Consider the following 26,733-nt stretch of genomic DNA (forward strand, 5'->3'; position numbering starts at 1 on the left):
AGAAAAAATACCCGATCTGTCTTTCGACAGCTCGGGTATTTTCATTTCTGGCCAACTTGCTGAAGGCTACGTATCCCTGCTCATACGGGCCTCTTCACTGCCGGTTGCTGTCGCAGGCTTTAGACTGCAGGGTTGCCTGCCCTAGTTGAATCGCCACGAGTTTTCTAGACACTCGCGAGCCGCTGGAAATACTGCTTTTCATATTCGACCGGCGACAAGTCATTGCTGAAGCTGTGCCGGCGCTTTGGATTGTAAAACATCTCGATGTAATCGAAGACATCCTGCCTTGCCTCTTCCCGGGTGCCGTAAGTCTTGCGTCGGATTCGTTCCCGTTTTAAGAGCTGGAAAAAGCTCTCGGCGACGGCGTTATCGTGGCAGTTCCCGCGTCGGCTCATGCTTTGCTGCAGATTGTGCTGGTCCAGGAAGTCGCGCCAGTCATAGCTGCTGAACTGACTGCCCTGATCGGAATGCACCATCACTGTATTCTTGGGCTGCCGCCTCCAGACGGCCATCAAGAGCGCATTCATCGCCAGCTCGCGATCGATTCGAGAACTCATCGACCAGCCAACCACCTGGCGCGAAAACAGGTCCAGTACGACAGCCAGATAGAGCCAGCCTTCGTAAGTGCGGATGTACGTAATGTCCGTCACCCAGACCCGATTCGGTTCCTGCACGTCGAACTGGCGCTGTAGATGGTTAGGTGCTACCAGCGAAGGGGCGCCGCCGCGTTTGTATTTCCGTTTGGCGTAGCCTGTTTGCGAACGAATCCCGGCCGACCTCATCAGACGGTGGACGCGATTGATACCGCATTGTTCACCGAGCTCGCGCAAATCGTCGCTGACTTTACGGTAACCGTACACGCTGCCGCTTTCCAGCCACGATTCCTTGATAGGAACCAGAAGGCGCTTGTCTTCCCTGGTGCGCTTACTTTCAGGGTTCAGGCGCCAGGCATAGAAGCCGCTCGGATGCACCTCGAGCACCTTGCACAGCCGGCGCACTGGAAATTGGTCCTGTAACTGAGCAATTAAGGTGTACCTTACCCGGACGTCTTGGCAAAGTACACCGCGGCCTTTTTCAATATGTCACGCTCCTCCGTGACGCGCTTGAGCTCGGCCTTCAGGCGCCGCATCTCCTCGGACTGGGCATCGACAGCCTTGCGCTCTGCCTCAGGCACGCCGTAACGCTTCGTCCAGGCGTACAGGCTATGGATACTTACCCCAAGTCGGGCCGCTACTTCGCTTGCTGGGTGACCGCCCTGCGCCACCTGCTTGGCCGCTGCAATCTTGAATTCCTCTGTGTACCGCTTACCGCTCATATCTTCTCCTTGTGCCCGACATTATGGCTCAGGAGTGTCTACGTTAGTCGTGGCGATTCAAGTTGCCCTCCCGATAACATCTGCGATCGATTCCGAAGCGCTGCGCAGCGTGCTATTCATCAAATGACTATACCGCATGGTCTGCACAGGGCTTTGATGATGTAACAGCCCCTGAATAACGGAAAGCGAAACGCCCGCGTTGATTGCCAGGCTAGCGTAGGTGTGACGTAGATCGTGTAGTCTAAGGTGCTCGATACCGGCTGCAGTGAGCACCCGATCGAATGCGTCTCTGGGACTGTAAATTGGCTTTCTCGGATCGCGTTTGGATGGAAACAACCATGGACTGCCCTCCTCGCGCGGCAAGGTCCGCAATAGCACTTGCGCCTCACTGTTCAACTGCACGTATCGTCCTTTTCCTGACTTCGTCTGCGGCAAAAACCAAACTCCGTTCTCCAAATCAACGTTTTCCCATCGAGCCTTCAAGGCTTCCTCTCGTCTGGCCCCTGTCAGTAAAAGGAACTTCAGCGCTGCGACGGCGATCTTGTTGGGCTCGCTCTCCATAGCTTTGTACATCTTCTGGATTTCTTCCGGCGTCAGGAAGCGCTGACGCTGGTTGTTCTCCTTGAACTTAGCTATTCCGACGCATGGATTGCGTTCAACCCGTCCCCATTGGACGGCGAGCTTATACATCCTAGAGATCAGAGACAGATGACGGTTTGCCGTTGCGGCGCAGTGTGACTCCTTCATGTCGGCGTGGAACTGCTGAATCTCCCTAGTTTGTATGTCGCTCATCTTCCGCGTGCCGAACCTTGGATAGATCTGGACGCGCAAGCGGCACTCGTCATCATGGGCGCTCCTCTTCGTTTGTCGTGCAAACGGCATGTACTCGTTCTTACCGAACGCCTCAAAGGTCAGTGATGGCCCTACTCCGCTTTCGCTCTCCTGCGGATTGATGCCGCGGTCCACCTTTGCCCGCATTTCCAGCGCCAGGGTGCGTGCTTCTGCGACCTCCAGCGCAGGGAACTCCCCAAGCTTGGCGGCCCGCTTCTGCCCTTCGAAGACGAAGCGAAAGTAGAAATACTTGCGCCCTTGCTTGTTAACCAGGATGCGCAAGCCGATCACTTCTGCATCGCTGTACTCGGCTGAGCGTGACGGTGAGTCGGCCGCGTGCGCTGGCAGCTGGCTCAGTGCCCTGTTGTTAAACCTGAACTTGTTCTTTTTCATTGCTTTTCCTTGAAGTCGACTAAGCAGCTGGTCTGCACCTCCGTTTCCGTACCACCGTCTTCTAAGTCCGTTGTCCGTCGTGACAGCTTGCGTAGACAGTTGTACATAGCCCTGCTGGCGCCTTGGCTAATGTGTTTGGGCTGGCGACAAGGCGCCGCAGGACAACTGTTTCCGGTCTCCTTCCGGTAGTTCGCGCGTGCTTCCTCGCGGGGCTGGACCAGTCAAACTGCGCATTGGACATGCCCGCCCCATCCAACTTCGGACGGTATATCTAGCAAGAATGGGTTAATAGTCCGACGGCAAAAGTAGTGTTGTTACCGAGCGGTCCGCCTCCGTAATAATCCAGACCTTTTCATTGCCCGTGATGCTGTAGGCGGAGAGCAACCGGCAGCCGAATTTCAGTGCATCTTGATTCGCTTTGGCGTCATCGGCAGGCACGTCCCCCCAATCGCCAGCAGCGTGTCGCTTGAGCAGGATCAGTGGTGCGACGCCGTGCTGCTCCAAGAGCTGCAAGGCGTTGGGCGTCGCGATTACGCGACCCAGATTGAAAATCGCGGCAGCCGAGATAGCTTCCGGAAGCATAAGATTTCCTTTCATTTCGGAAAATCCGGGCGTGCTACCACTCGCGCGCCAAGTAAGTTGGCGTGGTAGTTTGCCTCCCGGAATATGGTTCGTGAGATGCGCTCTCGCCGATTTGAAATTTTGGCGGAGCGTGAAGAACGTTGCGACGGTTACAAATGAGGTGCAGCGCGTAAGGAAGATTCCTGCTGCTTTTAGTGGATCAATAAACGAATCCGTAGTCGCCGAACTCGCTGCGCAGGGCCGAGATTGCGACCAAGTTTGGGTTTGGCGAAGCCATGATGTCCGCGACGCGCAAGTAAATCCGGTCCCACTGCCCGACAGCATCAAACCGGTACTCGCCTGATGCTCGCAGACCGTCGTGCTCGATGCCGAGAAGGACCGGGTCGATGGGCAAATAGACCTCAACGAAATGCTGCGGATCGCATTCTTCCAGTTGCACACCAAGGCCCTGCAGGCAGAACACGACACCATCCGTTAGCAGTTCGTCGACTGGTATCCGTTCAGCGAAGGCGTCTTCCGGATCTTCCCCCTCAATTACGGCGAGCTGTATCAGGTAGGCCTGGTGGACGTTCTGGTAATACACAGCGTTGCGATGAAAGTCGCTCACCGTCAGCGGAGACCAGTACTTGAGGATGCTTGCGTAGTCGTGAGGCAGATGAGCGGCTCCAGCATAGACCACGCCGCGCAAGTCATCGGGAGCCGTCACGATCTGGTTGTAGGCATCGCCCTGCTCGGGTGTCAGCGAGAGAGCAATACTGGCATCGGCTGGCAGCTCCGCGATACGAAGAGCCGCAGTGTTGAGAAAGTATCCTGGAGCACTGGTAAGGTCCTGCCCAGTTTCATCGCTCAGGGAGACGCGTTCATAGTAGTCGAGCGGCCGAATGGCCTCCAGCGTCTGGAGGGCCTCCGGTCTCACAAAAATGATTGCTTGCATAGGGTTGGTTCCTGTGGTTGTCATGGATGGCGAAGCCCCGCCGTACGAGCTTGATGCGATGGCGTGCTTCGATTAATGGTCGGTTTGCACTGAACAGTGTGAGGTCGCGGGGAGTGTCAACGGCGGTCGCCTGCTTCCTTTGAAGAGCCTGCCGAATCGACGTCTCGCCGACTTGGTCATCGAAGTAAAAGCGACCGTTGCTGTAGCCAACACGGTCAATGTCGTACTGCGCAGAAAGGATGAATCGCCTTGCTTCTTCGCTCGTCTTGAGCAGGACAAGATGGATTGATTTCCCTGCTCGGTTGGACTTGCCCAGGTAGTAGCGCGGATAGCTTGTCGTCCCTTGCGAGATTTCCCTGAACTGATAACCGAACCGTTCCTGCAATGGTCGCAAAGCGGCGATATCGGTGGCCACAAGATCGATGTCCGTGAACTCGCTGTGCACGGTCGCGCTCAGCATATGCTTGACCGCGCCTCCGAAAATATGGATGTGCGGGTCCTGCATCAGATGTTCGAACAGCTTTTGATGGTCGAGCAGAATCTCGTGACCGCGCCATTCTTGCGTCGCCAGATACCGACCAGCCAGGCACAACGACTTGGGGACGAAAACGATGCCTCGATGCCCCATAGACAATCGACTGAGGTTCGCGGCATAAAGCGAGTTGAGGTTCTCGCGCAAAACAAGACGGCGACCCAGCCGACGATGCAGCGCCGTGTATTGCGGCATCAATACTTGAAGCTGCTCGGTTGGCAGAGGTGGCAGGACGAGCGAATACTCGACATCCATCCCCGTCCACTCGTGCTGATAGCGCGGCAATTCCGCCAATACTTCCGCGTCCAGCGAGATTGAGAAGCGATCAACAATGCCGCTGAGCTTTGCGACGTGTTGCACTTCACGGGTGACGACTCGTGTTCGGAGTCCGTGGTCCCTGATGACGCCGATCATGGCTAGGAGCTTTGGCAGATTCTCGCTTAACCGGTATAGCGGCTCGGCGCCGCCGCTAATGGAGACGGTGCTTTTCCGGCATGACGCGACGAAGGCCGCCACCTGTTTGGAGGACTGCGCTTGGTAAGGCAATCTGCTCCACCCTCGCCAGTTGCAATAGTCGCAGGCCTTAGGGCAGCCAAAGCCACGCGGGTTTTGCTTACCGACTCCCCAGTTGACAAGGATGGTGCAGTTCGGATTTTGATCATACATGTGAGCTCGAAATCATTTAGTAGGGTTGACAGGCTTCTGCGGTTTAGCCGCTACCGCCTTGTTATTCGCTGGACTGCCCGGTGCATCGGTTGACCGCACAGACGGCGCATTCGTTTCGTCCTGAGTCGCTTCCAAAGCCAGCACGGAGGCTTTCCATTTGGTCCAGGCCCCGGTGCTGACGTGTTTGGTTTCGCTGTCGGCGGCGCGCGAGAGCAGTCCTTCCGCATGAAGAATGGCGGCTAGAAAGCCGGCGTTGTTGCTGCTCCTGCCAGTGAAGACGGGCTTGAGCGCCTTCGATGGGAAGTCCGATCGGTCGAGGTTGGCGAGTAGCTCCTCTATGCGAGCGACAGGGACGTATTCCCGGCTGAAGTAGCCGCCGCTGGAGTTGTCTGTGATTGCTAGGAACAGTGCTGTTCGCCCAATGTCGCAAGCTACCTTGTAGCTGATGGTGCCGTCGGCGTGCTTCCCGAGCTTGGGGGCGGTCGCGTTTTTCTGCGTGATGTACCGTGGTCCGGATGCTGCTGACGCTTCATTGGTTGCGGTTTCGCTTTTCATTGGTAATTCCAAGAATTGTTAAGCCCGCCGAAGCGAGCTCAAATACGAAAAAGCCCATGACATCGGAATGTCATGGGCTCTGTCAGGACGCGGCATTAACTACCGCGAAGGGATGAGGTCTCAGTTAACGACGATACTTAAATTCGAAAGAGACATCGAGGCTACGCGGGAGCAGCGCCTGCCCAATCGTCATCGGCCCGGTGGTCATCGTAATCGGGGCTCTACTCTTCGAACTCAGCGGGCTGCGCGAGCTCGTCAGTTGCCATTTAGGTGCTGCCGTAATTTTCATCATGTCGTAGTAATTCCTTTGCTTGATTGTTCAAACGTTGTTAATTGATTCGTATGGTAGTCCTTACCAGCGAATTCATAATATGTGACTAAATTTCTTCTAAATACGGTTACGAAATTTTAAAATCAGCAACATCCTGCGACTCACAGAAATGTCCCGGCAAATGCATCGCCGCTCAACGGTCTAAGAACAGACCTTATCCAACTGCAGAGGCCCTTTTGTTGGGGTGCCCGACCGTTGAATCGGTCCAAATCCAACGAGGTTAAGGCGCCCGTCCAGGTCCGAGCGTGTACTTTCCCTGCATTGGACCAGGTAGGTTCATGAGCGGGCTACATTTCCCTGGACACATGTCTTCTCAGATTTTTGCGTAAAAAACACTTGACAAATCTTCCGTATATAGCAAACATAGCATACATAACATTTTTAATTTGATTGGTAGTTATGACGCCCGACGTGAATTTCCCGGCTATCCTGCGCGCTACCCGTGCAGCTCTCAACTTGACTCAAGAGCAATTTTCGGAGCGCTTAGGAGTTTCCTTTGCCACGGTAAACCGCTGGGAAGGTGGCGGTAATAAACCGCAGCGTGCAGCTCAGGAAGCCATCTTAGCCCTCGCCCGAGAGGCCGGTGTAGATAGCGCAGACTCCGCTGCCCCTGAACCCGTTGATGCTGCAGCACAGGTCACGCGCCGCCGTACTGGTCGAGCATCCACCGTTACACCATCCACAAAACCGATGGAGCAAATGTTGTGGGATGCGGCCTGCTCTATTCGGGGCGAGAAAGACGCCGCTCGGTTTAAGGACTACCTGCTGCCAGTACTCTTCCTTAAACGTCTGTCTGACGTCTTTGATGATGAGATTGATCGGCTTGCCGAGGAGTACGGCGATCGCGATACAGCGCTGGAGATTGCTGACTCAGATCATTCGCTCTTACGCTTCTATTTGCCACGCGAGGCACGTTGGGCAGTGATTAGCGGTCGGGAGCGTTATGATTGGCCGCTTGACGACAAAGGGCGCAGCAACGCGCCGAAGGACCTCGGCGAGCACTTGACGAAGGCGGTCCGTGCCGTCGTGAAACAAAACCCGTCGCTGGCCGGTGTCATTGACATTGAAGACTTTGCCGCCGAGCGCAATGGTGAGCGCGACATCAACCCAGCCAAGCTGCGTGGGGTGGTCGAGTCCTTCTCTGACCCCCGATATCGCCTAGGCCTGGCTGATGTGCAGCCTGACTTCCTGGGCCGTGCTTACGAATACCTATTGCGCAAGTTTGCAGAGGGCTCAGGTCAAAGCGCGGGCGAGTTCTTCACCCCAACTGAGGTCGGCTTCCTGATTGCGCACCTAATGCGCCCCCGCCCTGGTGAAACCTGCCACGACTACGCCTGCGGCTCTGCAGGTCTGCTGATTAAGCTGCAGCTCGTCGCCCGTGAGCTCGATCCCACGATCAAGGTGCCGCTCAAGCTCTCGGGCCAGGAGCTACAAGCCGAAAGCTACGCAGTGGGCCAGATGAACGCGATCATCCACGACATGGACGTAGAGCTTGCGCGCGGTGACACGATGATCAACCCTAAATTCCGCACGTCCGAAGGTACGATCCGACAGCATGACATCATCGTCGCAAATCCCATGTGGAATCAGCCATTCGCGCCGGATATCTTCGCCAATGACCCGTTCGACCGCTTTCGAACCACCGGCGGCATCACCAACGGCAAGGGCGACTGGGCTTGGCTACAGCACACTCTGGCGTGCATGAATGAGCACGGCCGTGCAGCTGTCGTGCTCGACACCGGCGCCTTAACGCGCGGCTCGGGCTCAAAAAACGAAGACAAGGAACGCAATGTCCGCAAGTGGTTTGTCGATCGAGATCTGATTGACGGCGTGATCCTGCTGCCTGAGAACCTTTTCTACAACACGACAGCAGCCGGCGTCATCGTTGTTTTGAATAAGCGCAAGCCGGCATCGCGCCAGGGAAAAATTGTGCTACTTAATGCGAGCAAGCGATTTAGCAAGGGCCGGCCAAAAAACTATCTGCGCGAAGACGACATCCGTACTCTTGCAAGTATGTATCTGAAGGGTGACCCAATAGAAGGCGAACTGGATGTCATTACGGCAGAGCTAGCGCAGGAGGCTGACTACAACCTGAGTCCGAGCCGGTGGGTGGCACAGAATGGCGATGCCGAGCACGGCTCTGTGCCGGCATTGATACAGGAACTGCAGCGCTTGGTCCAGCTCGATGCCGACGTCACTGGCGAGATCGTGCGGCTGTTACAACCCCTGGCGGCAACGGGGGAGGCATAATGGCAACCTCTTGGACTGTAGCGTCAGTCGCTGACTGCCTAATGCCCGTATCGGTAACCGGGAAGGCCAAGCTTCAAGCGCGGGACTATAAACCTGCTGGGCGCTTTCCTGTTGTTGACCAAGGTCAAGAACGCATCGCTGGCTGGACCGATGACGAGTCCGCCGTCATCAGTGAACCGCTTCCGCTAATCGTCTTTGGTGACCACACTCGCTCCTTCAAATTCATCGATCAACCGTTTGCCCGCGGCGCTGACGGCACTCAGTTGCTGAGGCCGAGGTCTGGAATCGACCCGTTGTTCTTCTTCTATGCCTGCAAAGCTCTGGATCTGCCAGCTCGTGGCTACAACCGGCACTTTACAGCTCTCAAGGAAAAACAAATCTCGTATCCCGATAAGACCGAGCAGGTCGCTATTGGAGGCGTTTTGCGGCGTATTGATTTCGCGCTTGAACAGCAAATCACGCTGATCGATAACGCACGCGCGTTAAAACAAGCTGTGATGCGTGAGCTATTTGGGTGCGGCCTGCGTGGCGAGCCGAAGAAAGAGACCGAGATCGGGCCGCTACCGCAAGGTTGGCAGGTGGTATCGCTAGGCTCTATCGGAAAGATTGGAAACGGTACCACACCCAATCGACAAAACCCTGCGTACTGGCATGGCGGAACACTTCCTTGGATCACAAGTGGAAGGATGTATGAGCGTCGAATCAACGGGGCTGATTCACTTGTTACAAATACAGCACTAGAGGAGTGCAGCCTCCCACTGCTTCGTCCAGGCGCTGTTCTCATTGCCATTGTTGGTCAAGGAAAAACCCTTGGGCATTGCGCCATATTGGATGTGGAGGCTACGGTGAGCAGGCATGTAGGGTTCATACAGCCAAAAGAGTCTGTGATCTGCCCCGGATACCTTAGAGGTTTTCTCGAAAGTCGGTACGAATACCTCAGGCAACTTGCATCGGGCAACGGAAGCACCAGGGGCGCATTGACCTGTGCAATTCTGCGAAACCTGCGTATTCCTTTGCCCTCCATTGAGGAGCAGCAGGAGATTGTAGCGATCCTTGATACGCTCGATCTCAAGATCGATTTGCAGCAGCGAAAGCGTGCCGTACTGGAAAATCTCTTCAAGACCCTCCTCCACAAGCTGATGACTGGCGAGATCGGGGTTAATGAGCTGGCTCTTTCGGCGCTGAATCGTTCTGTCGACACCACCATGGAGGTCACCGTATGAGCACCTTGAAGATAGGCGAAGCAGGTAGCGTTCAGTTCCCGATGGTCAATCACGCCGTGGAGATCGGCTGGTCGGCAGTGACCGACAAGGATGCACAGGCTCTTCGCGGTGGCGTCGCAGGCACGTTCTTTCGAAGCGTACTGGAAGCCAAATTAGCTGAGTGCAACCCTTGGTTGACGGTCGACATGGTACGCTCAATCATCGAGCGGCTTGACGCGCTGCAGCCCAACATTGAAGGCAATCGAGAAATGCTGGCCTGGATGCGCGGCGAACGTCAGTGGTACGACGAAGCCGAGAAGCGTCACCGGCCCGTAACTCTGATTGACTTCGAGACAGTGGCTAACAATGCCTTCCACGTGACTTGGGAGTGGGTGAGTAAGCCGCCCGCGCGTGCTAAGGGCAATCGTGCCGACGTGATGTTCGTTGTGAATGGTTTGCCGGTTTGCATCGTTGAGCACAAGAACCCAAAAGATGGGGACGCCATTGAGCGCGCGATCAAGCAGCTACGCCGCTACGAGCTTGAGACACCCGAACTTCTGGCCGCGCCGCAGCTCTTCAATGTCACACACCTGCTGGACTACTGGTACGGCGTGACATGGAACGTGAACCGGCGTGACATGGCACGCTGGAAGCAAACCCGCGAGGAAAGCTACCGCTTTGCAGTACAGGCGTTCTTCGAACCAACCGATTTTTTGCGTACGCTCCAGCACTGGATTTTGTACTACGTGCAAGACGGCGAGACGCGCAAGTCCATCCTGCGGCAGCATCAGCGACGCGCCATCGATTCAATCATCGAGCGCTGCCTTGACCCGGTTAAGAAGCGCGGCTTGATATGGCATACACAGGGGTCAGGAAAGACCTTCACGCTGCTTACAGCCGCCCGTCAGATTCTGGAAGACAAAGCCCGCTTTGACCACGCGACGGTAATCCTTGTCGTTGACCGCACCGAGCTCGAGGGCCAGCTGCGCGGCTGGGTGGAGCGCCTGCTTGGCGAAATGCAGCAGAAGGACATTGCTGTTAAGCGCGCGAGCACGAAAGCTGAACTGCAGGAGTTGCTCGATGCAGGGTTCCGCGGCCTGATCATCGCCATGATCCACAAGTTCGAAGCGATCCGCAAAGACAGCTTCACCGCGTCCAACGTCTATGTGTTCATCGACGAGGCGCACCGCTCAGTGGCCAAAGACTTGGGCACCTATCTGATGGCTGCCTTGCCCAACGCAACGCTGATCGGATTTACCGGGACGCCGATTGCTCGAACGGCGCAAGGTGAAGGTACCTTTAAGATCTTTAGTCCAGACGACGATCAGGGCTACCTGGATAAATACTCTATTGCCGAATCGATCGCCGATGAGACCACCCTGCCCATCAAGCATTTGATGGCTCCGAGTACCATGACCGTGCCGGTAGAGCAACTTGATAAGGAGTTCTTCGCTCTAGCCGGCAGCGAGGGCGTGACCGATGTCGAAGAGCTGAACAAGGTACTCGATCGCGCGGTGGGGCTTCGCACCTTTTTATGTGCCGATGACCGCATCGAAAAGGTCGCTGCGTACATCGCTGAGCATTTTCAGGAGAACGTGCTGCCGCTAGGCTACAAAGCCTTCGTCGTCGCGGTGAATCGCGAGGCTTGCGCCAAGTACAAGCAGGCGTTGGACAAGCTCCTGCCGCCTGAATGGTCAGTACCGGTGTACACCGAAAACGCAGCAGATGCTATCGACCGGCCGTTGGTGGCACAGCTCCAGCTTTCAGCTGAGCGTGAAGAGGACGTGCGGCTGCTGTTTAAGAAGTCTGCCGAAGATCCAAAAATTCTCATCGTTACTGACAAGCTGCTGACCGGCTACGATGCGCCGCCGCTATATTGTTTATACCTCGACAAACCGATGCGCGACCATGTGCTATTGCAGTCCATCGCACGAGTGAACCGGCCATACATTGATGCGCAAGGTGTCGCCAAGCGCGTCGGTCTGGTGGTGGACTTCGTCGGCGTGCTACGCGAACTCAAAAAGGCGCTGGCGTTCGACTCTAGCGACGTTAGCGGAGTAATTGAAGGACTCGACGTTCTGCTGCATGACTTCGAACAGCGCATAGTGACCGCAGAGAAAGACTATCTTGATGCGGGTGAAGGTGGCAGTGCAGACGAACGACTTGAACGGCTGGTATACGGCCGCTTCTTAGAACCCGAGGCGCGTAAGGCGTTCTTCGAGGCCTATAAGGAGATCGAGGCGCTGTGGGAAATTCTCTCACCCTCGCCTGAGCTGCGCGAGTACATTGAACCCTATAAGCACCTGACCCAGCTTTATGCAGCCGTGCGTAATGCCTATGCACCGAAGGTCGGTTTCATTGGAGACCTGGCCCACAAAACACAGCGTTTGATCGAAGCGAATGCCACACAGCAAGGGCTGGGAATCTTCACCAAGAGCGTCACATTCGATGTGAAAACGCTTGAATCACTACGCGGAGACAAGGGCTCGGATGAGGGCAAGGTGTTTAACCTCGTGCGCGGCCTACAAGAGGAGATGGATGAAAACAGCGCCAAGGCGGCTATGTTACAGCCGTTGAGGGACCGTGCTGAGCGCATCCTTAAGGATCTAGAGGAGCGCAAGACGACTGGACTAGCCGCGATGGACCTACTGGCAACGCTGGCCGCAGAGAAGGAGGCGGCCCTCAAATCTGCGCTGGCAAGTGGTCTGTCGGCTCGCGCTTTCGCGGCAGCGTGGACGCTACGAAATGATACAGCCATGCTGAGCGCGGGGATCGATCCGATGGCACTGGCCAAGGAAGCAGAGGAACAGTTGGCTCGCTTCCCGAACGCGGCAGTCAATTCGGACGAGCAGCGACGGTTTCGCGCTTCCCTTTACAAGCCCCTACTGAAACTGTCACAAGACGAGCGCGCTCGAATTGTCGATCTCGTGGTTAAAGTGCTATTGGAGAAGGATACGTGAAATCATCACTGTATCCTGCCCAAGAACTTAAGAGACGGACACTCTGGTGGGCGACAAAGCTTCGCGTGAATCCGAAGATGATTCGCGTACAGGACATGTGTAGGAAATGGGGTTCTTGTTCGTCTACAGGAACCGTAACGCTTGCAAGTGATTTAGCCGAACAGGATGAGCGATTTCAAGACTTCGTTATTGTGCACGAATTATTGCATCTTCGTTTATCTACCCATGGCCGCGTCTTTAAAGCACTGATGAGTGCTCATATCCCAGGCTGGCAAGCGATGGAGCGAAGCCGCATGCGCAAGCAAACTGTCAGAGCACTGCAAGAAAAAACAGCATAACTTAGGTTTTTATACGGCTTATGAAAATTTATTTTCCAGGAGATCGCCAAGCCGAATGATTGTTTAATGTCTCCGAAACTGGATATCGCATTTAGCTTTATAACCTATCCAGTCGCGGAATGGCCCAGGCAAACCTTAGCTTGTGCATTAGAGCACAAGCTAAGCTTGCAATCCAGCCCACAAACTTCAGTAAATAACCATGAAACTCCTAACGGCTCATACAGCAAAGCGTCATTGGGTCACGTACTGTGCTTTACCAGAGCTGTAAAACTGGGCAAGTTCATCTAGTCGCCGATAGTATGCTAGCAAGTATTTTGCCGAAATGTACCAACTACCCCCAGATTGTTCGTGAAGGGTTGGAAGCTCCTGAAAAGCGATAGCATCAGCGAGATCCTCACAACCAATTCGCAAAAATTCCTCCGTTGCACTGTCGATATCGACTTCCTGATTAGAGCGACCTAAGAGATTTCTATTAGTCATGCCCCGCCGCAGGTCTTGATAGCGGCGGTAAGCTAGTTCTGAGTCCACTACCCTAACAGCTCGATGCACTGCATCCATTATCTCTTTAGAGGCTTGAACCGAAATAGTTCCGGGGGAGGCGTACTGGATCTTCTTGACAAGAACGCGAGACGCATTTGGAATCCGGTCATACAAATCGCGGAAGAAATTGACTGTACTGAAACCACCTCGCCATGGATAACGCTGAAAAACAGGATTTGTGCTCGCATTTAGCAGCTGACGGGAATGTCGCAACGAAAACATGAACGCATAGGGCGCCGAAAGTTTTTGCGGAAAATCGGAAAGGTCTTCAAGATCCCAGCGCCCATCAACTTTTATCGTAATACTATCGCGTGCTCCAACAGAACTTGGAACTGCTGCTACTGCGTCGAGTTCTAGGAAAAAGCCTCGCTCAGGATACCAAGCCTGAGGTACGACGTCTTTAAATTCTTCCGCAATAACTTCACGTGACGATCCATCAAATGAAAAAGAAATATGCCGGCTTCGCCTCTCATTAGTAAGCGCGTAATAAAGATCAATTCTTGAAGTGCGAAACTGTGATATATGCTCTTCATCTATTCGTGAACCGAAGAAAAGATTTTCCTCCTGTTCATCAGGAACAGCGACGCAAATAAAATTGACATTCTTTAGATCTTTGGCAAGTACAATCTGAGGGCCATCATACTCCAGCAGAATTTCGCTAATCTGAATACGCGATCGCTTCATAGTCAGACCTTTGCTGGTAAAACATCAGTAATCAGGTTTAGTGGAGTGCACGCGGCGTAAATCCACCAATCACAATGTGACCCGTTACCCTTAAGAATCCTCCCACAATTAGCGGATAAAGTTAGGGCAGCTACGGCAGCATGCTGTTTAAATTTCGGCAACTTTGTCAATCCTCTTGCCGCATCGAGCGATGTGTTAATCGAGCATGCGTGTGCACGACAAACGAAATCGTCGTCCCGGCCTTCGGTCTTGATGGTACCGAGCTTTACCTGAGAGTAAAAGTCATTGATAGTCGGCGGATTGCCCCTCAGCAACCGATACACATGCAGCTCGTTGGGCTCAAACGCTTCTGCCGGTGGGCACTGCACGCCAAGCTCAGGCAACTGTTCGAAATACATCTGAGTTCGATCCTTTTTACTTTTTATAGTTCAGTCTATCAGCTAGTGGAGACTAGGAAAACAAAAAAATGCCAACTTGATATGTTTCATCGCTGTAGTAGTAGGTTGCACAGGAGAAGATGATTTACGTGGGCGTTGAGTAAAAAGGACCAGAAATGGACCAGAAACGAAAAAGGCTTACGCGGAAAATTCGCGTAAGCCTTTGTTTTTACTGGTAGGCCTCCCCGGAGTCGAACCGGGCACCAACGGATTATGAGTCCGCTGCTCTAACCAGGCATGAGCTAGAGGCCCAGAAATCGGGACAGTGGCTAGATAGACATCTCGCCACCCGCTCCAGCGGCGCGGTACCGTGAAGCAGAGTGGCGAGAGGATATTGCTTTTACACTAGAGCCGTCAAGCTTTCAATGGCGATCAGCCGAACAATCAGCTGCTGCCCTCGAGGAAGCTCTTCAGTTTGTCGGAACGCGACGGGTGGCGCAGCTTGCGCAGGGCCTTGGCTTCGATCTGGCGGATGCGCTCGCGGGTGACGTCGAACTGCTTGCCGACCTCTTCCAGCGTGTGATCCGTCGACATCTCGATGCCGAAGCGCATGCGCAGCACCTTGGCTTCGCGCGGGGTCAGCGAGTCCAGCACGTCCTTCACCACGCCGCGCATCGAGGCGTGCAGGGCCGCGTCGGACGGGGCCAGCGTGTTGTTGTCCTCGATGAAGTCGCCCAGGTGCGAATCGTCGTCGTCGCCGATCGGGGTTTCCATCGAAATCGGCTCTTTCGCGATCTTCATGATCTTCCGGATTTTGTCTTCCGGCATTTCCATCTTGATCGCCAGCGTCGCCGGATCCGGCTCGGCGCCCGTCTCCTGCAGGATCTGGCGCGAGATACGGTTCATCTTGTTGATGGTCTCGATCATGTGCACCGGAATACGGATGGTGCGCGCCTGGTCCGCGATCGAGCGGGTGATGGCCTGGCGGATCCACCACGTCGCATAGGTCGAGAATTTATAGCCGCGGCGGTATTCGAACTTGTCCACCGCCTTCATCAGGCCGATGTTGCCTTCCTGGATCAGGTCGAGGAACTGCAGGCCGCGGTTCGTGTACTTCTTGGCGATCGAGATCACGAGACGCAGGTTGGCCTCGGTCATTTCGCGCTTGGCCTTGCGCGCCTTCATTTCACCGGCCGCCATCTGGCGGTTGATGTTGCGCAGGTCCGGCAGCGGCAGCACGACGCGGGCTTGCAGGTCGATCAGGCGCTGCTGCAGCTCCTTGATGGTCGGGATGTTACGGCCAAGAATGGCGCTGTAGGCGTGGCCGGCGTTGACTTCGCCGTCGACCCATTCCAGGTTCGTCTCGTTGCCCGGGAAAACCTTGATGAAGTGGGCGCGCGGCATGCCGCAGCGGTTCACGGCGACATCCAGGATCTGCTTTTCGATGTGGCGCACCTCGTCGACCTGGCCGCGCAGGGTGTCGCACAGCTTTTCGACGACTTTCGCCGTGAAGCGGATGCCCAGCAGTTCGTTCGAGATGGATTCCTGGGCCTTGACGTAGGTCTTGGAGTTGTAGCCTTCCTTCTCGAAGGCCTTGCGCATCTTGTCGAACTGCTGCTCGATCTGGTGGAACTTGTCGAGGGCGGCGGCTTTCAGTGCTTCGAGCTGCTCAGCGGAGTAGCCGGCGGCGCCAGGGCTGGCGGCGGGCTCTTCTTCCTCTTCTTCTTCCTCTTCGCCAGCGTCCTCGTCGTCGTCCTCGTCGCTGTCGCTCGAGGAGGGGCCGACGGCGCTCGGCGAGGTGTCTTCCGATTCTTCCGGGTCGACCATGCCGTCGACGATTTCGTCGATCTTGATCTCGTCGTTCTCGATGCGCTGGGCGGCGGAGATGATTTCAGCGATCGTCACCGGGCAGGCCGAGATCGCCTGGATCATGTCGCGCAGGCCGTCTTCGATGCGCTTGGCGATCTCGATCTCGCCTTCGCGGGTCAGCAGCTCGACCGAGCCCATTTCGCGCATGTACATGCGGACCGGGTCGGTGGTGCGGCCGAAGTCGGAGTCAACGGTCGACAGCGCGGCCTCGGCGGCGGCCTCGGCTTCATCGTCGCTGGTGACGTTCGGGACGCTGTCGGACAGCAGCAGCGTTTCGGCATCGGGCGCGTGCTCGTACACGGCGATGCCCATGTCGTTGAAGGTGCCGATGATGCCTTCGATCGCTTCCGGATCGACGATGTTGTCGGGCAGGTGGTCGTTGATTTCCGCGTAGGTCAGGAAGCCGCGTTCCTTGCCGGACTTGATCAGCGCCTTGAGCTTCTGGCGCCGGATCTCGAGCTCTTCTTCGCTCGCTTCGGTGTCGGACGAGAACGCGTCTTTCAGCAAGGCTTTTTCTTTCGCCTTGCGGTCCTTGGCCTTGGCCTTGTCGACGGCCTTCAATTCGGCACGTTCGACGGCGTTCAGCGCGGCGACTTCGTCGTTCTCGGGCGTGAATTCCTTCGGCTTACGCCCACGGCGCCCCGGGACCTTCACGGTCGGCAGCACGTAGCCCGACGTATCGATGGCGGCCAGGGCGGCGGCATCGGTGGTCTGGCTGACGACAGGCGCGGCGCTCGTGCGAACTTCGGCCTTGTCTTGCGCGTTGTCCGCCTTGGCGGACGCTCTGGTGGATTTGGCAGCCACTTTGGGTTCGGGTTTCTTGGTTGGCACAGGCGCTTTCGATGTCACAACGACTAACTTTACGATGGTTAAAGATAAAGTTTTGTTACCTTACATCACCCTGCAGACAGCGTACAACACTGCCGCGCTAACTGAAACTCCACGCCGCTTTTGACACGAAAATCGTTTCAAAGGTTGCAATAGTTAGCGTTTTATTATAGCACGCACCCCTTTTTTTCCAAGTTGCACAAATCCTAATGGTCAACTACGCAACACCCCCTTAGCGCGGGGACATCGCAGCAGCGTCTTCCTGCTCCAGAACCTGCAGCAACGCTGTGATTTCACGATAGCGAGTGCTTACCTGATCTGGGGGCAGGCCGCCGGAAAGCAACTGGCTTTGCTCCTTTTTTAGTGCATCTTTCTTGATTTGCCTCACAGCACTAGCCAAGACGATACGTTCAGCCTCGGGGTCGGATTCGGACTCGGATGCGATCTTGGCAATGATGCTGTTGTAGGCATCGCTGCCCTCTTTCAACTGTTCGGACAGGGCGGCAAAGTTGCCGTATTCGCCAAGCGCTTGCGCCATCCCGACCAGGTAGCGCAAGTTGTCAGCCGACTCCTGTCCGAAGTGATCGAAGGCTTGCAGCGCCTCGTCATCGAGGCTCAGCGACAGCGCCGGATGCGCGACCAGGATCTGCTCGATCTGCGCCTGCAGCCCGACCGGTTCCGGCCGGCCCTGGCGCGGCGGCGCCTTTTTCGCCACCGATACCGGCCTGGATAGCTCGAACAGGCCTTCGATCTCGGCCGATGTCGATTCCGTCAGGCTGGCCAGCATGCGCACGATCTGCAGGCGCAAGGCGGATGGGGTCATCGCCTGCAGCAGTGGCTTGGCGTCGAACTGGGTCTTGGCGCGGCCTTCCGGCGTGGACAGGTCGTGTTCGCCCGTCACTTCGCGGATCAGGAACTGCGACAGCGGCATGGCTTCCGCCACTTCCTGGGCAAAGGCGTCGGCGCCGAATGCGCGCACATAGCTGTCCGGGTCGTGCTCTTGCGGCAGGAACAGGAACTGGATGGTCTTGTTGTCGCTCACCTGCGGCAGGCAGGCCTCCAGTGCACGGCGGGCGGCGCGGCGGCCGGCCTTGTCGCCGTCGAAGCTGAAGATGACGTTGTCGGTCTGGCGCAGCAGCTTTTGCACGTGGGTACTGGTGCAGGCGGTGCCGAGCGTGGCCACGGCTTGCGGGAAGCCGAGCTGAGCCAAGGCGACGACGTCCATGTAGCCTTCGGTCACCAGCACGTAGCCGGCGTCGCGGATCGCCTGGCGCGCCTCGAACAGGCCGTACAACTCCAGGCCCTTCTGGAACAGCGGCGTTTCCGGCGAGTTCAGGTATTTCGGTTCGCCACCGTCGAGCACGCGGCCGCCGAAGCCGATCACCTGCCCTTTCGTGTTACGGATCGGGAACATGATCCGTTCGCGGAAACGGTCGTAGCGCTTCTTGTTGCCGCCGTCCTCGTCGACCTTGTCGATCACCAGGCCGGACTCGACCAGGGCCAGCGCATCGTAGTCCTGGAACACCGAGCGCAGGTTGTCCCAGCCGGAAGGCGCGTAACCCATGCCGAAGCGGGCGGCGATCTCGCCGGTCAGGCCACGGTTCTTCAGGTAATTGATCGCGTTCGGTGCCTGGCGCAGTTGCGCACGGTAATAGTCGCAGGCCTGGGACAGGGCGTCGGTCATCGCCAGCGATTGCGCCTGCTGGGCGGCGCGCTGCTGGGGCGGGATCTTGTCGTCGGCGTCGGGCACGATCATGCCGACGTTCTGGGCCAGGTCCTTGACCGCCTCGACGAAGCCCATGCCCGAGTATTCGATCAGGAAGCCGATCGCGGTGCCGTGGGCGCCGCAGCCGAAGCAGTGATAGAACTGTTTGGTGGGGCTGACGGTGAAGCTGGGGGATTTTTCGCTGTGGAAAGGACAGAGGCCCATGTAATTGGCCCCGCCCTTTTTCAGCTGAACGTAGCGCCCTACCACGTCGACGATGTCGACGCGGTTGAGCAAATCGGTAATGAATGATTGCGGAATCACTTGGCTTACACAGTGTTTGTCTCAGGTCAGACTATACCGCAGGGCTCGCTACAAATTGATTTGCAACAAGCAAGGACCTCGTAGAGCCCTTTTGTGGTACATCAGGCGCCCGACAGCGCTTTCTTAACGAGGTTCGATACAACGGTCATGTCGGCACGGCCAGCCAGTTTCGGCTTGACGATGCCCATCACCTTGCCCATGTCCTGCGGACCGGCGGCGCCCGATGCGGCGACGGCGGCGGCGACTTCGGCGGCGATCTCGTCGCTTGATAAGCCGGCCGGCATGTAGGCGACCAGCACGTCGAGCTCGGCCTTTTCGATCTCGGCCAGGTCCGGACGGTTGCCGGCTTCGAATTGCGTGATCGAGTCCTTGCGCTGCTTGATCATCTTCTCGACGATGGCGATGGTCTGCTGGTCGTTCACTTCGATCTGCTCGTCGACTTCCTTGCGCTTGATCTCGGCCAGCAGCAGACGGATGGTGGCCAGCTTGCCGGCTTCCTTGGCACGCATGGCGGCTTTCATGTCGTTGGAGATTTGTTCTTTCAGGCTCATGGCGTCCTCGGGGATGGATGGGTGCAAACAACAAAACCCGCCGCGGTCACAACCAGGGCGGGTTCAAGAGACTTCTAGCAGCTACCGGGAACGGGAAAATTCCCGCGATCACCGGATTGTGGCCGGCTGGACAGTCTTAGTACAGTTTCTTCGGCAGTTGCTGGCTGCGGATGCGCTTGTAGTGGCGCTTCACGGCAGCGGCGAGCTTGCGCTTGCGCTCTGCAGTTGGCTTTTCGTAGAACTCGCGAGCGCGCAGTTCAGTCAGCAGACCGGTTTTTTCGATAGTGCGCTTGAAGCGACGCATAGCGACTTCGAACGGCTCGTTTTCTTTAAGGCGGATAGTGGTCATGTAAAAATCAAACCGTTGGATTTAGGGAAGAACGAAATTCTAGCAGCTTTTGACAAGTAGTGGAAGAGTTTACTGAGATGTGCTGAATTAGCCACATGCTGCGCTGGGGGTGGCTCGGCGCTGGTTTGCGTGCATGCGTTCGTGGGGCTGTTGCCTGCGCTGCCATGGGTGTCTTGAGTCCGCGTGGGCTCGGGAGCCCACCCTAATGTGATGGACTCCACCCTCCTGATATCGGCATCATTGTGCCAAGCGTGCCAGATTGGGCTGGCAAGCTAAAACAAGAGGGGGAGTCACCATGAATGCTAGCGCAAAAGTGGTTGGTTTGGATATTGCGAAGGACGTGTTCTTCGCGGTCGGGCTCGATGGACACGGCAAGCGGGTGTTCAAGCGTAAGCTTTCTCGAGACCAGGTGCTTGCGCAGTTCGCGCAGATGGCCCCGGCGATGATTGGTATCGAAGCCTGCGCAGGTTCGCATTACTGGGCACGCAAGCTCGTGGAAATGGGGCACGACGCCAAACTGATTGCGGCCCAACACGTCAGGGCATATGTCACTGGTAACAAAAACGACATGAACGACGCTGCTGCAATTGCCGAGGCACGCTCGCGCGGTTCGACCAAGTATGTGCCGATCAATACGGCTGCACAGCAAGATTTACAGATGCTGCACCGCGCTCGCAGCGCCCTGATGACAGAACGGGTGGCGATGATCAACAGGATCCGGGCATTTGCCGGCGAATATGGCCGGGTATTTCCCAAGCGCGTGGAAAGATTGCGCGACGGACTGAAAGCATGGCTGAACGATCCGGACAATGGTTTGTCTGGTATGGCCCTGGAGACATTCCGGGAGCTCAAGGCCCAGCTGGACGACAAGGACGAGAGGATTCAGGCGTACGACCGACGTTTGAATCAGGCAGCCAGGTCGGAACTGGCGAAGAAACTGATGGAAGTGCCGGGTGTAGGGCCGTTGACGGCAACGGCAGTGCAGGCAACGATCGCCGATCCGCACCACTACAAGAGCGCGCGAGACTTTGCAGCGAATTTAGGCCTCGTGCCACGCGAGCATAGCAGTGGAGGCAAGCAGCGCTTGTATGGCATTACCTGCAGGGGCGACAGCTACCTGCGCACCCTGCTCATACACGGAGCGCGCAGTGCGCTGAGAGCAGCAAGCGGCAAGCCCGACAAGCTGCTGCAATGGGCAACAAGGCTGGCAGAACGGCGCAGTTTCAACGTTGCCGCGACTGCGCTGGCCAACAAGATGGCCAGGGTGATCTGGGCGTTGATCGCGCACGGACGTCCTTATGTTCCGGCCTGGTCGAAAGACACGCCCAGGCCGGCCTGAAAAGACTGTCGAGTAACTCAGCAACAACAAGGAGCAACTGCCAAGTTTGCGACGAGAAAAACGAATGATGCCAACAGGTCGGACCGGCGTCGGGTGAATCCGTAAACTGTAGTGGCCATCAAGGCCGTCACCCTATGAGGATCCTGACGCGCGTATCACATCAGGGCCAGAGCACTGGAAACGCTCAACATACAGGCCGAATAGATACAAGCAAACTCTTCCTAACGGCAAAAATTCAATCTTCTTCTTGCAAATCGGGTGGAGTCCATAGATACGGGACATGCCGCGGGCCGCTGGCGCGGAAGGAGTAGAAACGCCGCGGACTGCTGGCTCGGAAGAAACCGGACGTTGCCGTTGTTTACACGCTCTGGCCGGCGGCGAAGCCGGAGGCCCAGGCCCACTGGAAGTTGTAGCCGCCGAGCCAGCCGGTGACGTCGACGGTTTCACCGATGAAATACAGGCCGGGAACCTTGTTCGCCATCATCGTCTGCTGGGACAATTCTCGGGTGTCGACGCCGCCCAACGTCACTTCGGCCTTGCGGTAGCCTTCCGAACCGGTCGGGACGATCGCCCAGCGGTTGATGGCGTCGCCCAGCTTGCGCAGCTTGGCGTCGGGCATGTCGGCCAGGCGGGCGTCGGGGGCGAAACCGTTGGCGAGCAGCAGGCCCTCGGCCAGGCGCGCCGGCAGCCACTGCGCCAGCACGTTGCCGAGCTGCTTCTTGACGGTCGTCTTCGCGCCGATCAGTTCCTCGGCCACGTCCATTTCCGGCAACAAATCGAGCACGATCGGCGTGCCCGGCTGCCAGTAGCTGGAAATCTGCAGGATCGCCGGGCCCGACAGGCCGCGGTGGGTGAACAGCAGGTCTTCGCGGAAGTAGCCCTTCCTTGCACCCTTGCCCTTGCCGGAACCGGTCGAAACGTCGACCTCCAGTGCGATGCCGGCCAGCGGCGCGAACGGGGCCCAGCTCGGGCCGTCGAAGGTCAGCGGCACCAGGCCCGGACGCGGCTCGATCACCTTCAAATCGAACTGGGTCGCGATGCGGTAGCCGAAGTCGGTCGCGCCGATCTTCGGGATCGACAGGCCGCCGGTGGCGATCACCACGCTGGCGGCGGCGATCTCGCCGTGGTCGGTGGCGATGACGAAGCCCGCTTCCTGGCCTTCTGCGCGCCGGTCGATCGATTCGACCTTGCACGGCATGCGCCAGCTGACTTCGCCCTTCAGGCATTCCGATTTCAGCATCTCGATGATCTGCTCGGCCGAGTCGTCGCAGAACAGCTGGCCGCGGTGCTTTTCGTGCCAGCCGATGCGGTAGCGCTTCACCAGCGCCAGGAAATCCTGCGCCGTGTAGCGCGACAGCGCGCTCTTGCAGAAGTGCGGATTCTCGGACAGGTAGTTCTGGTGGGTGGCGCCGACGTTGGTGAAATTGCAGCGTCCACCGCCGGAAATGCGGATCTTTTCCGCCAGCTTGCCGGCATGGTCTATCAGCACCACGCGCTTGCCGCGCTGGCCGGCCACGGCCGCGCACATCATCCCGGCCGCGCCCGCGCCGATTACCGCTACATCGAATTGTTTTGCCATGCCTGCCGCCCTGCCCTCGCAGGTTCCCGTGAATCGCCAAACCTGCCATTGTAAACGCTTGCGGCGGCCGTGTCCGCTGGTCTTCGCATCGGCGGGCACCCTCCTCAGCCTTCGCCGGCGCGCCGCACCTCCAGATCGCGGCCATTGAGGATCGTGCCCTCGGGGCCGATCGTGACCGCCTGTCCGGCGCCCTCGACCAGGCCCAATCGCGCGAGCTGCTCGGGGTCGACGCGCAGCCGGTACGCGCCCGGGAAGACGCCGGTCAGGACGTAGTAGCCGTCGGCGCCGCTGCCGATGGTCGCGGCGACCTTGCCGCCGGCGTCGACCAGCTGCAACCGCAGGTCGCCGATGGGACGGCGCGTGCCGCCGGCGGCCAGGTAGGTCGTGCCGTCCACCTCGCCGGTCAGGCTGACCGCGAAATCGACCTGGCTGACCTTGCCCGGGCGCGGCACGATGCGCACGCCGCGCCGTTGCGGCTGCCATTGCGGGTCTTCGAGCGTGTCGGGGTCGAGCCCGATGTCGGTGTGGCGGTTGGCCGGCAGGCGCGCCAGCCAGGCCAGGCCGGCCCCGTCCGTGCGCGCGCCGTAGCGGGCGCCGTTGACGGTGAAGCCGGCGCCCTTGATCGCCTCTTCGTCCTCGTCCATGACCCCGTTCTGGTTGGCGTCGACGAACACGCGCAGCGAGGCCGCGCCCATGCCGGCCATCGGCTGCGCCTCGCGCAACAGGCGCGCCGTGCGCGGCTCCAGCCCCATGGCCATGAACAACTGCACGCCGAGGCCGTAGGCACCGCGGTTCGCATAAAAGGCGTTCACGCCGAGGCCGAAACTGCCCAGGCTCTTGTTCAGCGCCGCCGTCCACTGCAGCTCGCGCTCCCGGAACAGGCGCGTCGCCCCCAGGTTCAGCAGATAGCTCTGGCCGAGGCGCCAGTCGGTCGAGACGGCCGCGCTGGCCAGCTGCTTTTCCGGCGCCAGCGTGTAGTGCAGCTGGCCGGCGACGCCGACGCCGGCCACCCTGCGGCTGAGCTGGAACTGGCCGTCGGCGCGCCTGGTTCCGGCCGGCGCCCTGTCATTCGGCACCCCGCTTGCGAGCGACTGCCAGCGCAGCGTATTGCTCAGCGCCGTGCCGTCGCGATAGGCCGACAGCCGGGCCTGGACGTCGCGCTGCTCGGCGCCGGAAGCGAGCAGGTCGCGCCGCAGCTGCAGCGACAGCGGGAAGACGTTGGCGGCGCCCAGCGCCAGCACGCCCTCGGCGCGCACTTCGTCGCGGATGCGCACCGGGTCGCTTGCCGGCCTGAAGACCTCGCTGTTGAAGTCGTCCAGGCGGGCGCGGCTGGCTGTCAGCGCGATGGGGCCGATGCGGGTCTTCAGCCCCAGCTGGGCGAGCCGGCCGCCGTCGTCGGCGCGCACCGCGTCGGCAGTCACGATCAGTCTGCTCCAGTAGCTGCGCAGGCCCAGGCTGGTATAGCTGCGCATGGCGTCGAACAGCGGCAGGCGCTGCCAGCCGGCGACAAGGTTCAGGTGCGCGCCCGCGCCCCACTCGACCCTGGCCAGGGCGCGCACCTGGCCGTCGGCGTCGCGATGCGCGGCCAGGTCGTAGAACAGCGCACCGCGTGGCAGCGCCGTCTGCTCCAGCAGGAAAGAACGGCGCTCGACCCGCGTCTGGCCGAGCGGCCCGTGGAATACCAGGCGAAATTCGTTCGGGCCATAGGTCAGCGGCTGGTCCGCGAAGCTGTACATGCCGCTCGGCCCCGACTGCTGCAGGCCGACCAGCGCGTCGTTGTAGTACAGCTCGACGTCCCAACCGGGCGGCAGGCCGCCCTGCAGCGTGTGGCGGTCGTAGCTGGCCGGCTGGTCCAGCGGCCGGTTGCCGAGCGCGATGCCGTCTCCGGCCGCGCTGGTGAGCGAGACGTTGGCCACGCCGGGCACCGGCACGCTGCCGACGAGGACGCTGCGCGCCCCCAGCGGTCCGAGCAGGCCGGCGTCGGGATCCTTGCGCCCGAGCGTCAGGCGCAGGCCGGTCGAGGGCGCGCGGCGGTTGCGGTTGAGGTACAGCGCCGCCTCCATGCCCAGCAGGTCGGCGGTCAGGTAGGTGGTGGTGGAGACGTCGGTGCTGCGCGCGTCGGTACTGTGCTGCGGGCCGCGCCGGTCGAGCGTGAACCCGAGCGTCTGGTCGACGAAGGGAACATCGGCCAGGCGATAGGGCGTGTCCAGGCGCGGATAGCCGGGGTCGACATACCCGCCCGGCATGCCCGGCAGGCTGCCGTGGCGGCGCCTTGCGAGGCGCGCCTGCAAGGGCAGCTGTTCGCGCGGGCGCACCTTCAGGACCAGGCCCGACATGTCGAGGTCGAGGTCGACCGGGAGCCAGCGTGCCAGCAGCCGGCTCGCCACGTAGATGTCCTCGTCCTGCACCAGGAACTGCGCGGGGTCGAGCGCCTCGCGCCGGCCGGCCAGGTCGACCACGCGGCCGGGCAGGTCGAGGCTGAAATGGCGTTCCTCGGCCAGGATGTAGCCGCTGGCCCGGCCCGCGTCCGGCGCCACCCGGATGGCCAGGGTCAGCAGGCGCGCCATCTCGCCCAGCGGCAGGTAGATGTCGCGCCCGAGTTCGTAGGCGCTGACCGCGTCGGACAACTGCTCGCTGCCGAGGCGCACCTCGAGCAGGACCAGGGCCGCTTCGCTTTTCTGCACGGGCGCAGGCGCAGCCGGGGGCGCCGCGCGCAGCGGCGCCGGCAGCGCCAGCGCTGTCAGCGCAACGACGGCAAGGCCGGTTCGAAACGGCTGCATGGCCGGAAGTGCGGCGCTGGCCGCCGCCGCACCCTGTTCCTTACGGCAGCGCCAGGCTGGCCTGGGCCAGCAGCTTGCCGCCGGCCTCGGGCCGGTCGCGGTAAGCGACCTCGATCGTGCCGCCGGCCAGCGCCACCCCGGCCGGCACCTGCAGCGGCAGCGCCGCCTTGCGCAGGCGGTTCGGCGTGTACACGGCGATGCCGCTCACCTGGCCCAGGCTGTGCGGCTTGCCGTTCTTCGGCGTGAAGGTGACTTCGATGTCGCCATATACCGAGCTGGCGCCTTCGCGCTCGAACTGCATGGCCAGCAGCGGGTGCTTGCCTTCGCCCGGCTGCAAAGCCAGCCCAGCCAGCTTCACGCTGGCGCCGCCGCTGCCATGGCGGACGATCACCGGCACCGAGGCGCCCACCAGGGCGTTCATGATCACGCCGATCCCCTTCCCGCTGGCCGCCTGGTTTTCGATGCTGGCATTGGCGGCGACCTCGGGCAGCTTCTCGAACTGCAGGTGCGAACGGTATTCGCCCTCGGCCAGCTCGGCGGGTTTGCGCAGCATGACGCGCACGGTCTGCGCCATGCCCGGCTGCAGGGTGACCTGGCGCGGCGAGAAGCGCAGCATCTCGTCGGCGAATCGTTCGCCGTCCTGCTCCCGCTCGGCCGGCGCGAACTGGCCGGTCTCGCTCATGCGGCGGTTCACCAGCGCGATGCGGTAGCTGGCCGGCTTGCTGCCGGTATTGATCAGTTCAATCTGTGCCGCGCGCGCGTTCTTCTCGAACACGATCCGGGTCGGGTGCAGCATCAGCTCGGCGCGGGCGGGCAGGAACAGCGCGAACAGCAGGCAGGCCAGCGCGCTGCGCGTCCAGCGCAGGCGAAGCAGGCAGACGGATGCGGACGCGAGATACACCATGACGAAGTCCTTTCG

20 protein-coding genes and 1 tRNA gene are annotated in these 26,733 nt (G+C 59.0%); 5 read left to right on the plus strand and 16 right to left on the minus strand.

The annotated features are described in order from the left end of the window. Nucleotides 1-164 precede the first annotated feature (164 nt). The 6 genes from ACFOPH_RS14795 to ACFOPH_RS14820 form a co-directional block, all read right to left on the minus strand. A protein-coding gene (locus ACFOPH_RS14795) for an IS3 family transposase (RefSeq protein WP_379733106.1) occupies nt 165-1,315 on the minus strand; the annotation gives its coding sequence in 2 pieces (ribosomal slippage) (nt 165-1,075 and nt 1,075-1,315; 1,152 coding nt in all). A gap of 57 nt (nt 1,316-1,372) precedes the next feature. Continuing rightward, nucleotides 1,373-2,539 carry a tyrosine-type recombinase/integrase gene (locus ACFOPH_RS14800; protein WP_379736093.1) on the minus strand — a complete coding sequence of 389 codons (1,167 nt, stop codon included), beginning with the start codon at nt 2,537-2,539 and terminating at the stop codon, nt 1,373-1,375. Between the two features lie 285 nt (nt 2,540-2,824). Continuing rightward, nucleotides 2,825-3,121, minus strand: coding sequence for a hypothetical protein (locus tag ACFOPH_RS14805; protein ID WP_379736095.1), 297 nt, complete (start codon nt 3,119-3,121; stop codon nt 2,825-2,827). 199 nt (nt 3,122-3,320) lie between these two features. Beyond that, complete coding sequence (locus ACFOPH_RS14810; protein WP_379736097.1) at nt 3,321-4,055, minus strand: hypothetical protein; 735 nt, start codon at nt 4,053-4,055, stop codon at nt 3,321-3,323. Continuing rightward, nucleotides 3,982-5,253, minus strand: coding sequence for a radical SAM protein (locus ACFOPH_RS14815; RefSeq protein WP_379736099.1), 1,272 nt, complete (start codon nt 5,251-5,253; stop codon nt 3,982-3,984). Before ACFOPH_RS14815 ends, ACFOPH_RS14810 begins: the two co-directional genes overlap by 74 nt. A gap of 12 nt (nt 5,254-5,265) precedes the next feature. After that, nucleotides 5,266-5,808 (minus strand): hypothetical protein, encoded by a 543-nt coding sequence (locus ACFOPH_RS14820; RefSeq protein ID WP_379736101.1) that lies wholly within the window; start codon nt 5,806-5,808, stop codon nt 5,266-5,268. A gap of 730 nt (nt 5,809-6,538) precedes the next feature. Between ACFOPH_RS14820 and ACFOPH_RS14825 the strand changes: the two genes are divergently transcribed. Genes ACFOPH_RS14825 through ACFOPH_RS14840 form a run of 4 tightly spaced genes read left to right on the plus strand, consistent with a single transcriptional unit; the run spans nt 6,539 to nt 12,889 of the window. Beyond that, nucleotides 6,539-8,389 carry an N-6 DNA methylase gene (locus tag ACFOPH_RS14825; protein WP_379736103.1) on the plus strand — a complete coding sequence of 617 codons (1,851 nt, stop codon included), beginning with the start codon at nt 6,539-6,541 and terminating at the stop codon, nt 8,387-8,389. 41 nt (nt 8,390-8,430) lie between these two features. Next, complete coding sequence (locus ACFOPH_RS14830) at nt 8,431-9,612, plus strand: restriction endonuclease subunit S (protein ID WP_379736106.1); 1,182 nt, start codon at nt 8,431-8,433, stop codon at nt 9,610-9,612. Further along, entirely contained in the window at nt 9,609-12,551 is a 2,943-nt protein-coding gene (locus tag ACFOPH_RS14835; RefSeq protein ID WP_379736108.1) for a type I restriction endonuclease subunit R, read from the plus strand. Before ACFOPH_RS14830 ends, ACFOPH_RS14835 begins: the two co-directional genes overlap by 4 nt. Further along, complete coding sequence (locus ACFOPH_RS14840; RefSeq protein ID WP_379736110.1) at nt 12,548-12,889, plus strand: M48 metallopeptidase family protein; 342 nt, start codon at nt 12,548-12,550, stop codon at nt 12,887-12,889. The genes ACFOPH_RS14835 and ACFOPH_RS14840 overlap by 4 nt, the downstream gene beginning before the upstream one ends. Nucleotides 12,890-13,120: 231 nt before the next feature. On the opposite strand, the gene ACFOPH_RS14845 is transcribed toward ACFOPH_RS14840, so the two are convergent. From ACFOPH_RS14845 to rpsU, 7 genes are all read right to left on the minus strand, one after another. Then, a complete protein-coding gene (locus ACFOPH_RS14845; RefSeq protein ID WP_379736112.1) occupies nt 13,121-14,113 on the minus strand; it encodes a hypothetical protein in 993 nt (330 codons plus the stop codon). Between the two features lie 2 nt (nt 14,114-14,115). Next, nucleotides 14,116-14,511 (minus strand): hypothetical protein, encoded by a 396-nt coding sequence (locus tag ACFOPH_RS14850; RefSeq protein ID WP_379736114.1) that lies wholly within the window; start codon nt 14,509-14,511, stop codon nt 14,116-14,118. 212 nt (nt 14,512-14,723) lie between these two features. Further along, nucleotides 14,724-14,802 (minus strand) — tRNA-Ile (locus tag ACFOPH_RS14855). A 132-nt stretch (nt 14,803-14,934) separates the two neighbouring features. Then, the gene (rpoD, locus tag ACFOPH_RS14860) at nt 14,935-17,163 is read right to left on the minus strand and encodes an RNA polymerase sigma factor RpoD (protein WP_379736116.1); all 2,229 of its coding nucleotides are present in this window, start codon (nt 17,161-17,163) and stop codon (nt 14,935-14,937) included. Between the two features lie 256 nt (nt 17,164-17,419). Next, nucleotides 17,420-19,216: a DNA primase gene (gene dnaG / locus ACFOPH_RS14865; protein WP_312550153.1), complete on the minus strand. Its 1,797-nt coding sequence runs from the start codon at nt 19,214-19,216 to the stop codon at nt 17,420-17,422. Nucleotides 19,217-19,317: 101 nt separating this feature from the next. Next, complete coding sequence (locus ACFOPH_RS14870; protein WP_312550154.1) at nt 19,318-19,767, minus strand: GatB/YqeY domain-containing protein; 450 nt, start codon at nt 19,765-19,767, stop codon at nt 19,318-19,320. 136 nt (nt 19,768-19,903) lie between these two features. Next, nucleotides 19,904-20,116: a 30S ribosomal protein S21 gene (rpsU, locus tag ACFOPH_RS14875; RefSeq protein ID WP_005665410.1), complete on the minus strand. Its 213-nt coding sequence runs from the start codon at nt 20,114-20,116 to the stop codon at nt 19,904-19,906. Between the two features lie 259 nt (nt 20,117-20,375). Between rpsU and ACFOPH_RS14880 the strand changes: the two genes are divergently transcribed. Next, on the plus strand, nt 20,376-21,455 hold the full coding sequence (locus tag ACFOPH_RS14880; RefSeq protein ID WP_379736119.1) for an IS110 family transposase: 1,080 nt from the start codon (nt 20,376-20,378) through the stop codon (nt 21,453-21,455). Nucleotides 21,456-21,813: 358 nt separating this feature from the next. Here ACFOPH_RS14880 and ACFOPH_RS14885 read toward each other — a convergent pair whose 3' ends face one another. From ACFOPH_RS14885 to ACFOPH_RS14895, 3 genes are all read right to left on the minus strand, one after another. Next, nucleotides 21,814-23,034: a BaiN/RdsA family NAD(P)/FAD-dependent oxidoreductase gene (locus tag ACFOPH_RS14885; RefSeq protein WP_312550155.1), complete on the minus strand. Its 1,221-nt coding sequence runs from the start codon at nt 23,032-23,034 to the stop codon at nt 21,814-21,816. 104 nt (nt 23,035-23,138) lie between these two features. After that, on the minus strand, nt 23,139-25,814 hold the full coding sequence (locus ACFOPH_RS14890; RefSeq protein ID WP_379736121.1) for a hypothetical protein: 2,676 nt from the start codon (nt 25,812-25,814) through the stop codon (nt 23,139-23,141). A gap of 40 nt (nt 25,815-25,854) precedes the next feature. After that, nucleotides 25,855-26,718 (minus strand): fimbria/pilus periplasmic chaperone, encoded by an 864-nt coding sequence (locus ACFOPH_RS14895; RefSeq protein WP_379736123.1) that lies wholly within the window; start codon nt 26,716-26,718, stop codon nt 25,855-25,857. Nucleotides 26,719-26,733 lie beyond the last annotated feature (15 nt).

It is taken from the genome of Massilia haematophila (assembly GCF_042647645.1).
Taxonomy (GTDB): domain Bacteria; phylum Pseudomonadota; class Gammaproteobacteria; order Burkholderiales; family Burkholderiaceae_D; genus Telluria; species Telluria haematophila.

What these genes read in the sequence shown, in the direction of transcription:
- ACFOPH_RS14820 (WP_379736101.1), bottom strand. Translation starts at nt 5,808, where the DNA reads ATGAAAAGCGAAACCGCAACCAATGAAGCGTCAGCAGCATCCGGACCA.
- ACFOPH_RS14895 (WP_379736123.1), bottom strand. Translation starts at nt 26,718, where the DNA reads ATGGTGTATCTCGCGTCCGCATCCGTCTGCCTGCTTCGCCTGCGCTGG.
- ACFOPH_RS14870 (WP_312550154.1), bottom strand. Translation starts at nt 19,767, where the DNA reads ATGAGCCTGAAAGAACAAATCTCCAACGACATGAAAGCCGCCATGCGT.
- ACFOPH_RS14825 (WP_379736103.1), top strand. Translation starts at nt 6,539, where the DNA reads ATGACGCCCGACGTGAATTTCCCGGCTATCCTGCGCGCTACCCGTGCA.
- ACFOPH_RS14800 (WP_379736093.1), bottom strand. Translation starts at nt 2,539, where the DNA reads ATGAAAAAGAACAAGTTCAGGTTTAACAACAGGGCACTGAGCCAGCTG.
- ACFOPH_RS14830 (WP_379736106.1), top strand. Translation starts at nt 8,431, where the DNA reads ATGCCCGTATCGGTAACCGGGAAGGCCAAGCTTCAAGCGCGGGACTAT.
- ACFOPH_RS14890 (WP_379736121.1), bottom strand. Translation starts at nt 25,814, where the DNA reads ATGCAGCCGTTTCGAACCGGCCTTGCCGTCGTTGCGCTGACAGCGCTG.
- ACFOPH_RS14805 (WP_379736095.1), bottom strand. Translation starts at nt 3,121, where the DNA reads ATGCTTCCGGAAGCTATCTCGGCTGCCGCGATTTTCAATCTGGGTCGC.
- ACFOPH_RS14815 (WP_379736099.1), bottom strand. Translation starts at nt 5,253, where the DNA reads ATGTATGATCAAAATCCGAACTGCACCATCCTTGTCAACTGGGGAGTC.
- rpsU (WP_005665410.1), bottom strand. Translation starts at nt 20,116, where the DNA reads ATGACCACTATCCGCCTTAAAGAAAACGAGCCGTTCGAAGTCGCTATG.
- ACFOPH_RS14810 (WP_379736097.1), bottom strand. Translation starts at nt 4,055, where the DNA reads ATGCAAGCAATCATTTTTGTGAGACCGGAGGCCCTCCAGACGCTGGAG.
- ACFOPH_RS14835 (WP_379736108.1), top strand. Translation starts at nt 9,609, where the DNA reads ATGAGCACCTTGAAGATAGGCGAAGCAGGTAGCGTTCAGTTCCCGATG.
- ACFOPH_RS14845 (WP_379736112.1), bottom strand. Translation starts at nt 14,113, where the DNA reads ATGAAGCGATCGCGTATTCAGATTAGCGAAATTCTGCTGGAGTATGAT.
- ACFOPH_RS14885 (WP_312550155.1), bottom strand. Translation starts at nt 23,034, where the DNA reads ATGGCAAAACAATTCGATGTAGCGGTAATCGGCGCGGGCGCGGCCGGG.
- ACFOPH_RS14850 (WP_379736114.1), bottom strand. Translation starts at nt 14,511, where the DNA reads ATGTATTTCGAACAGTTGCCTGAGCTTGGCGTGCAGTGCCCACCGGCA.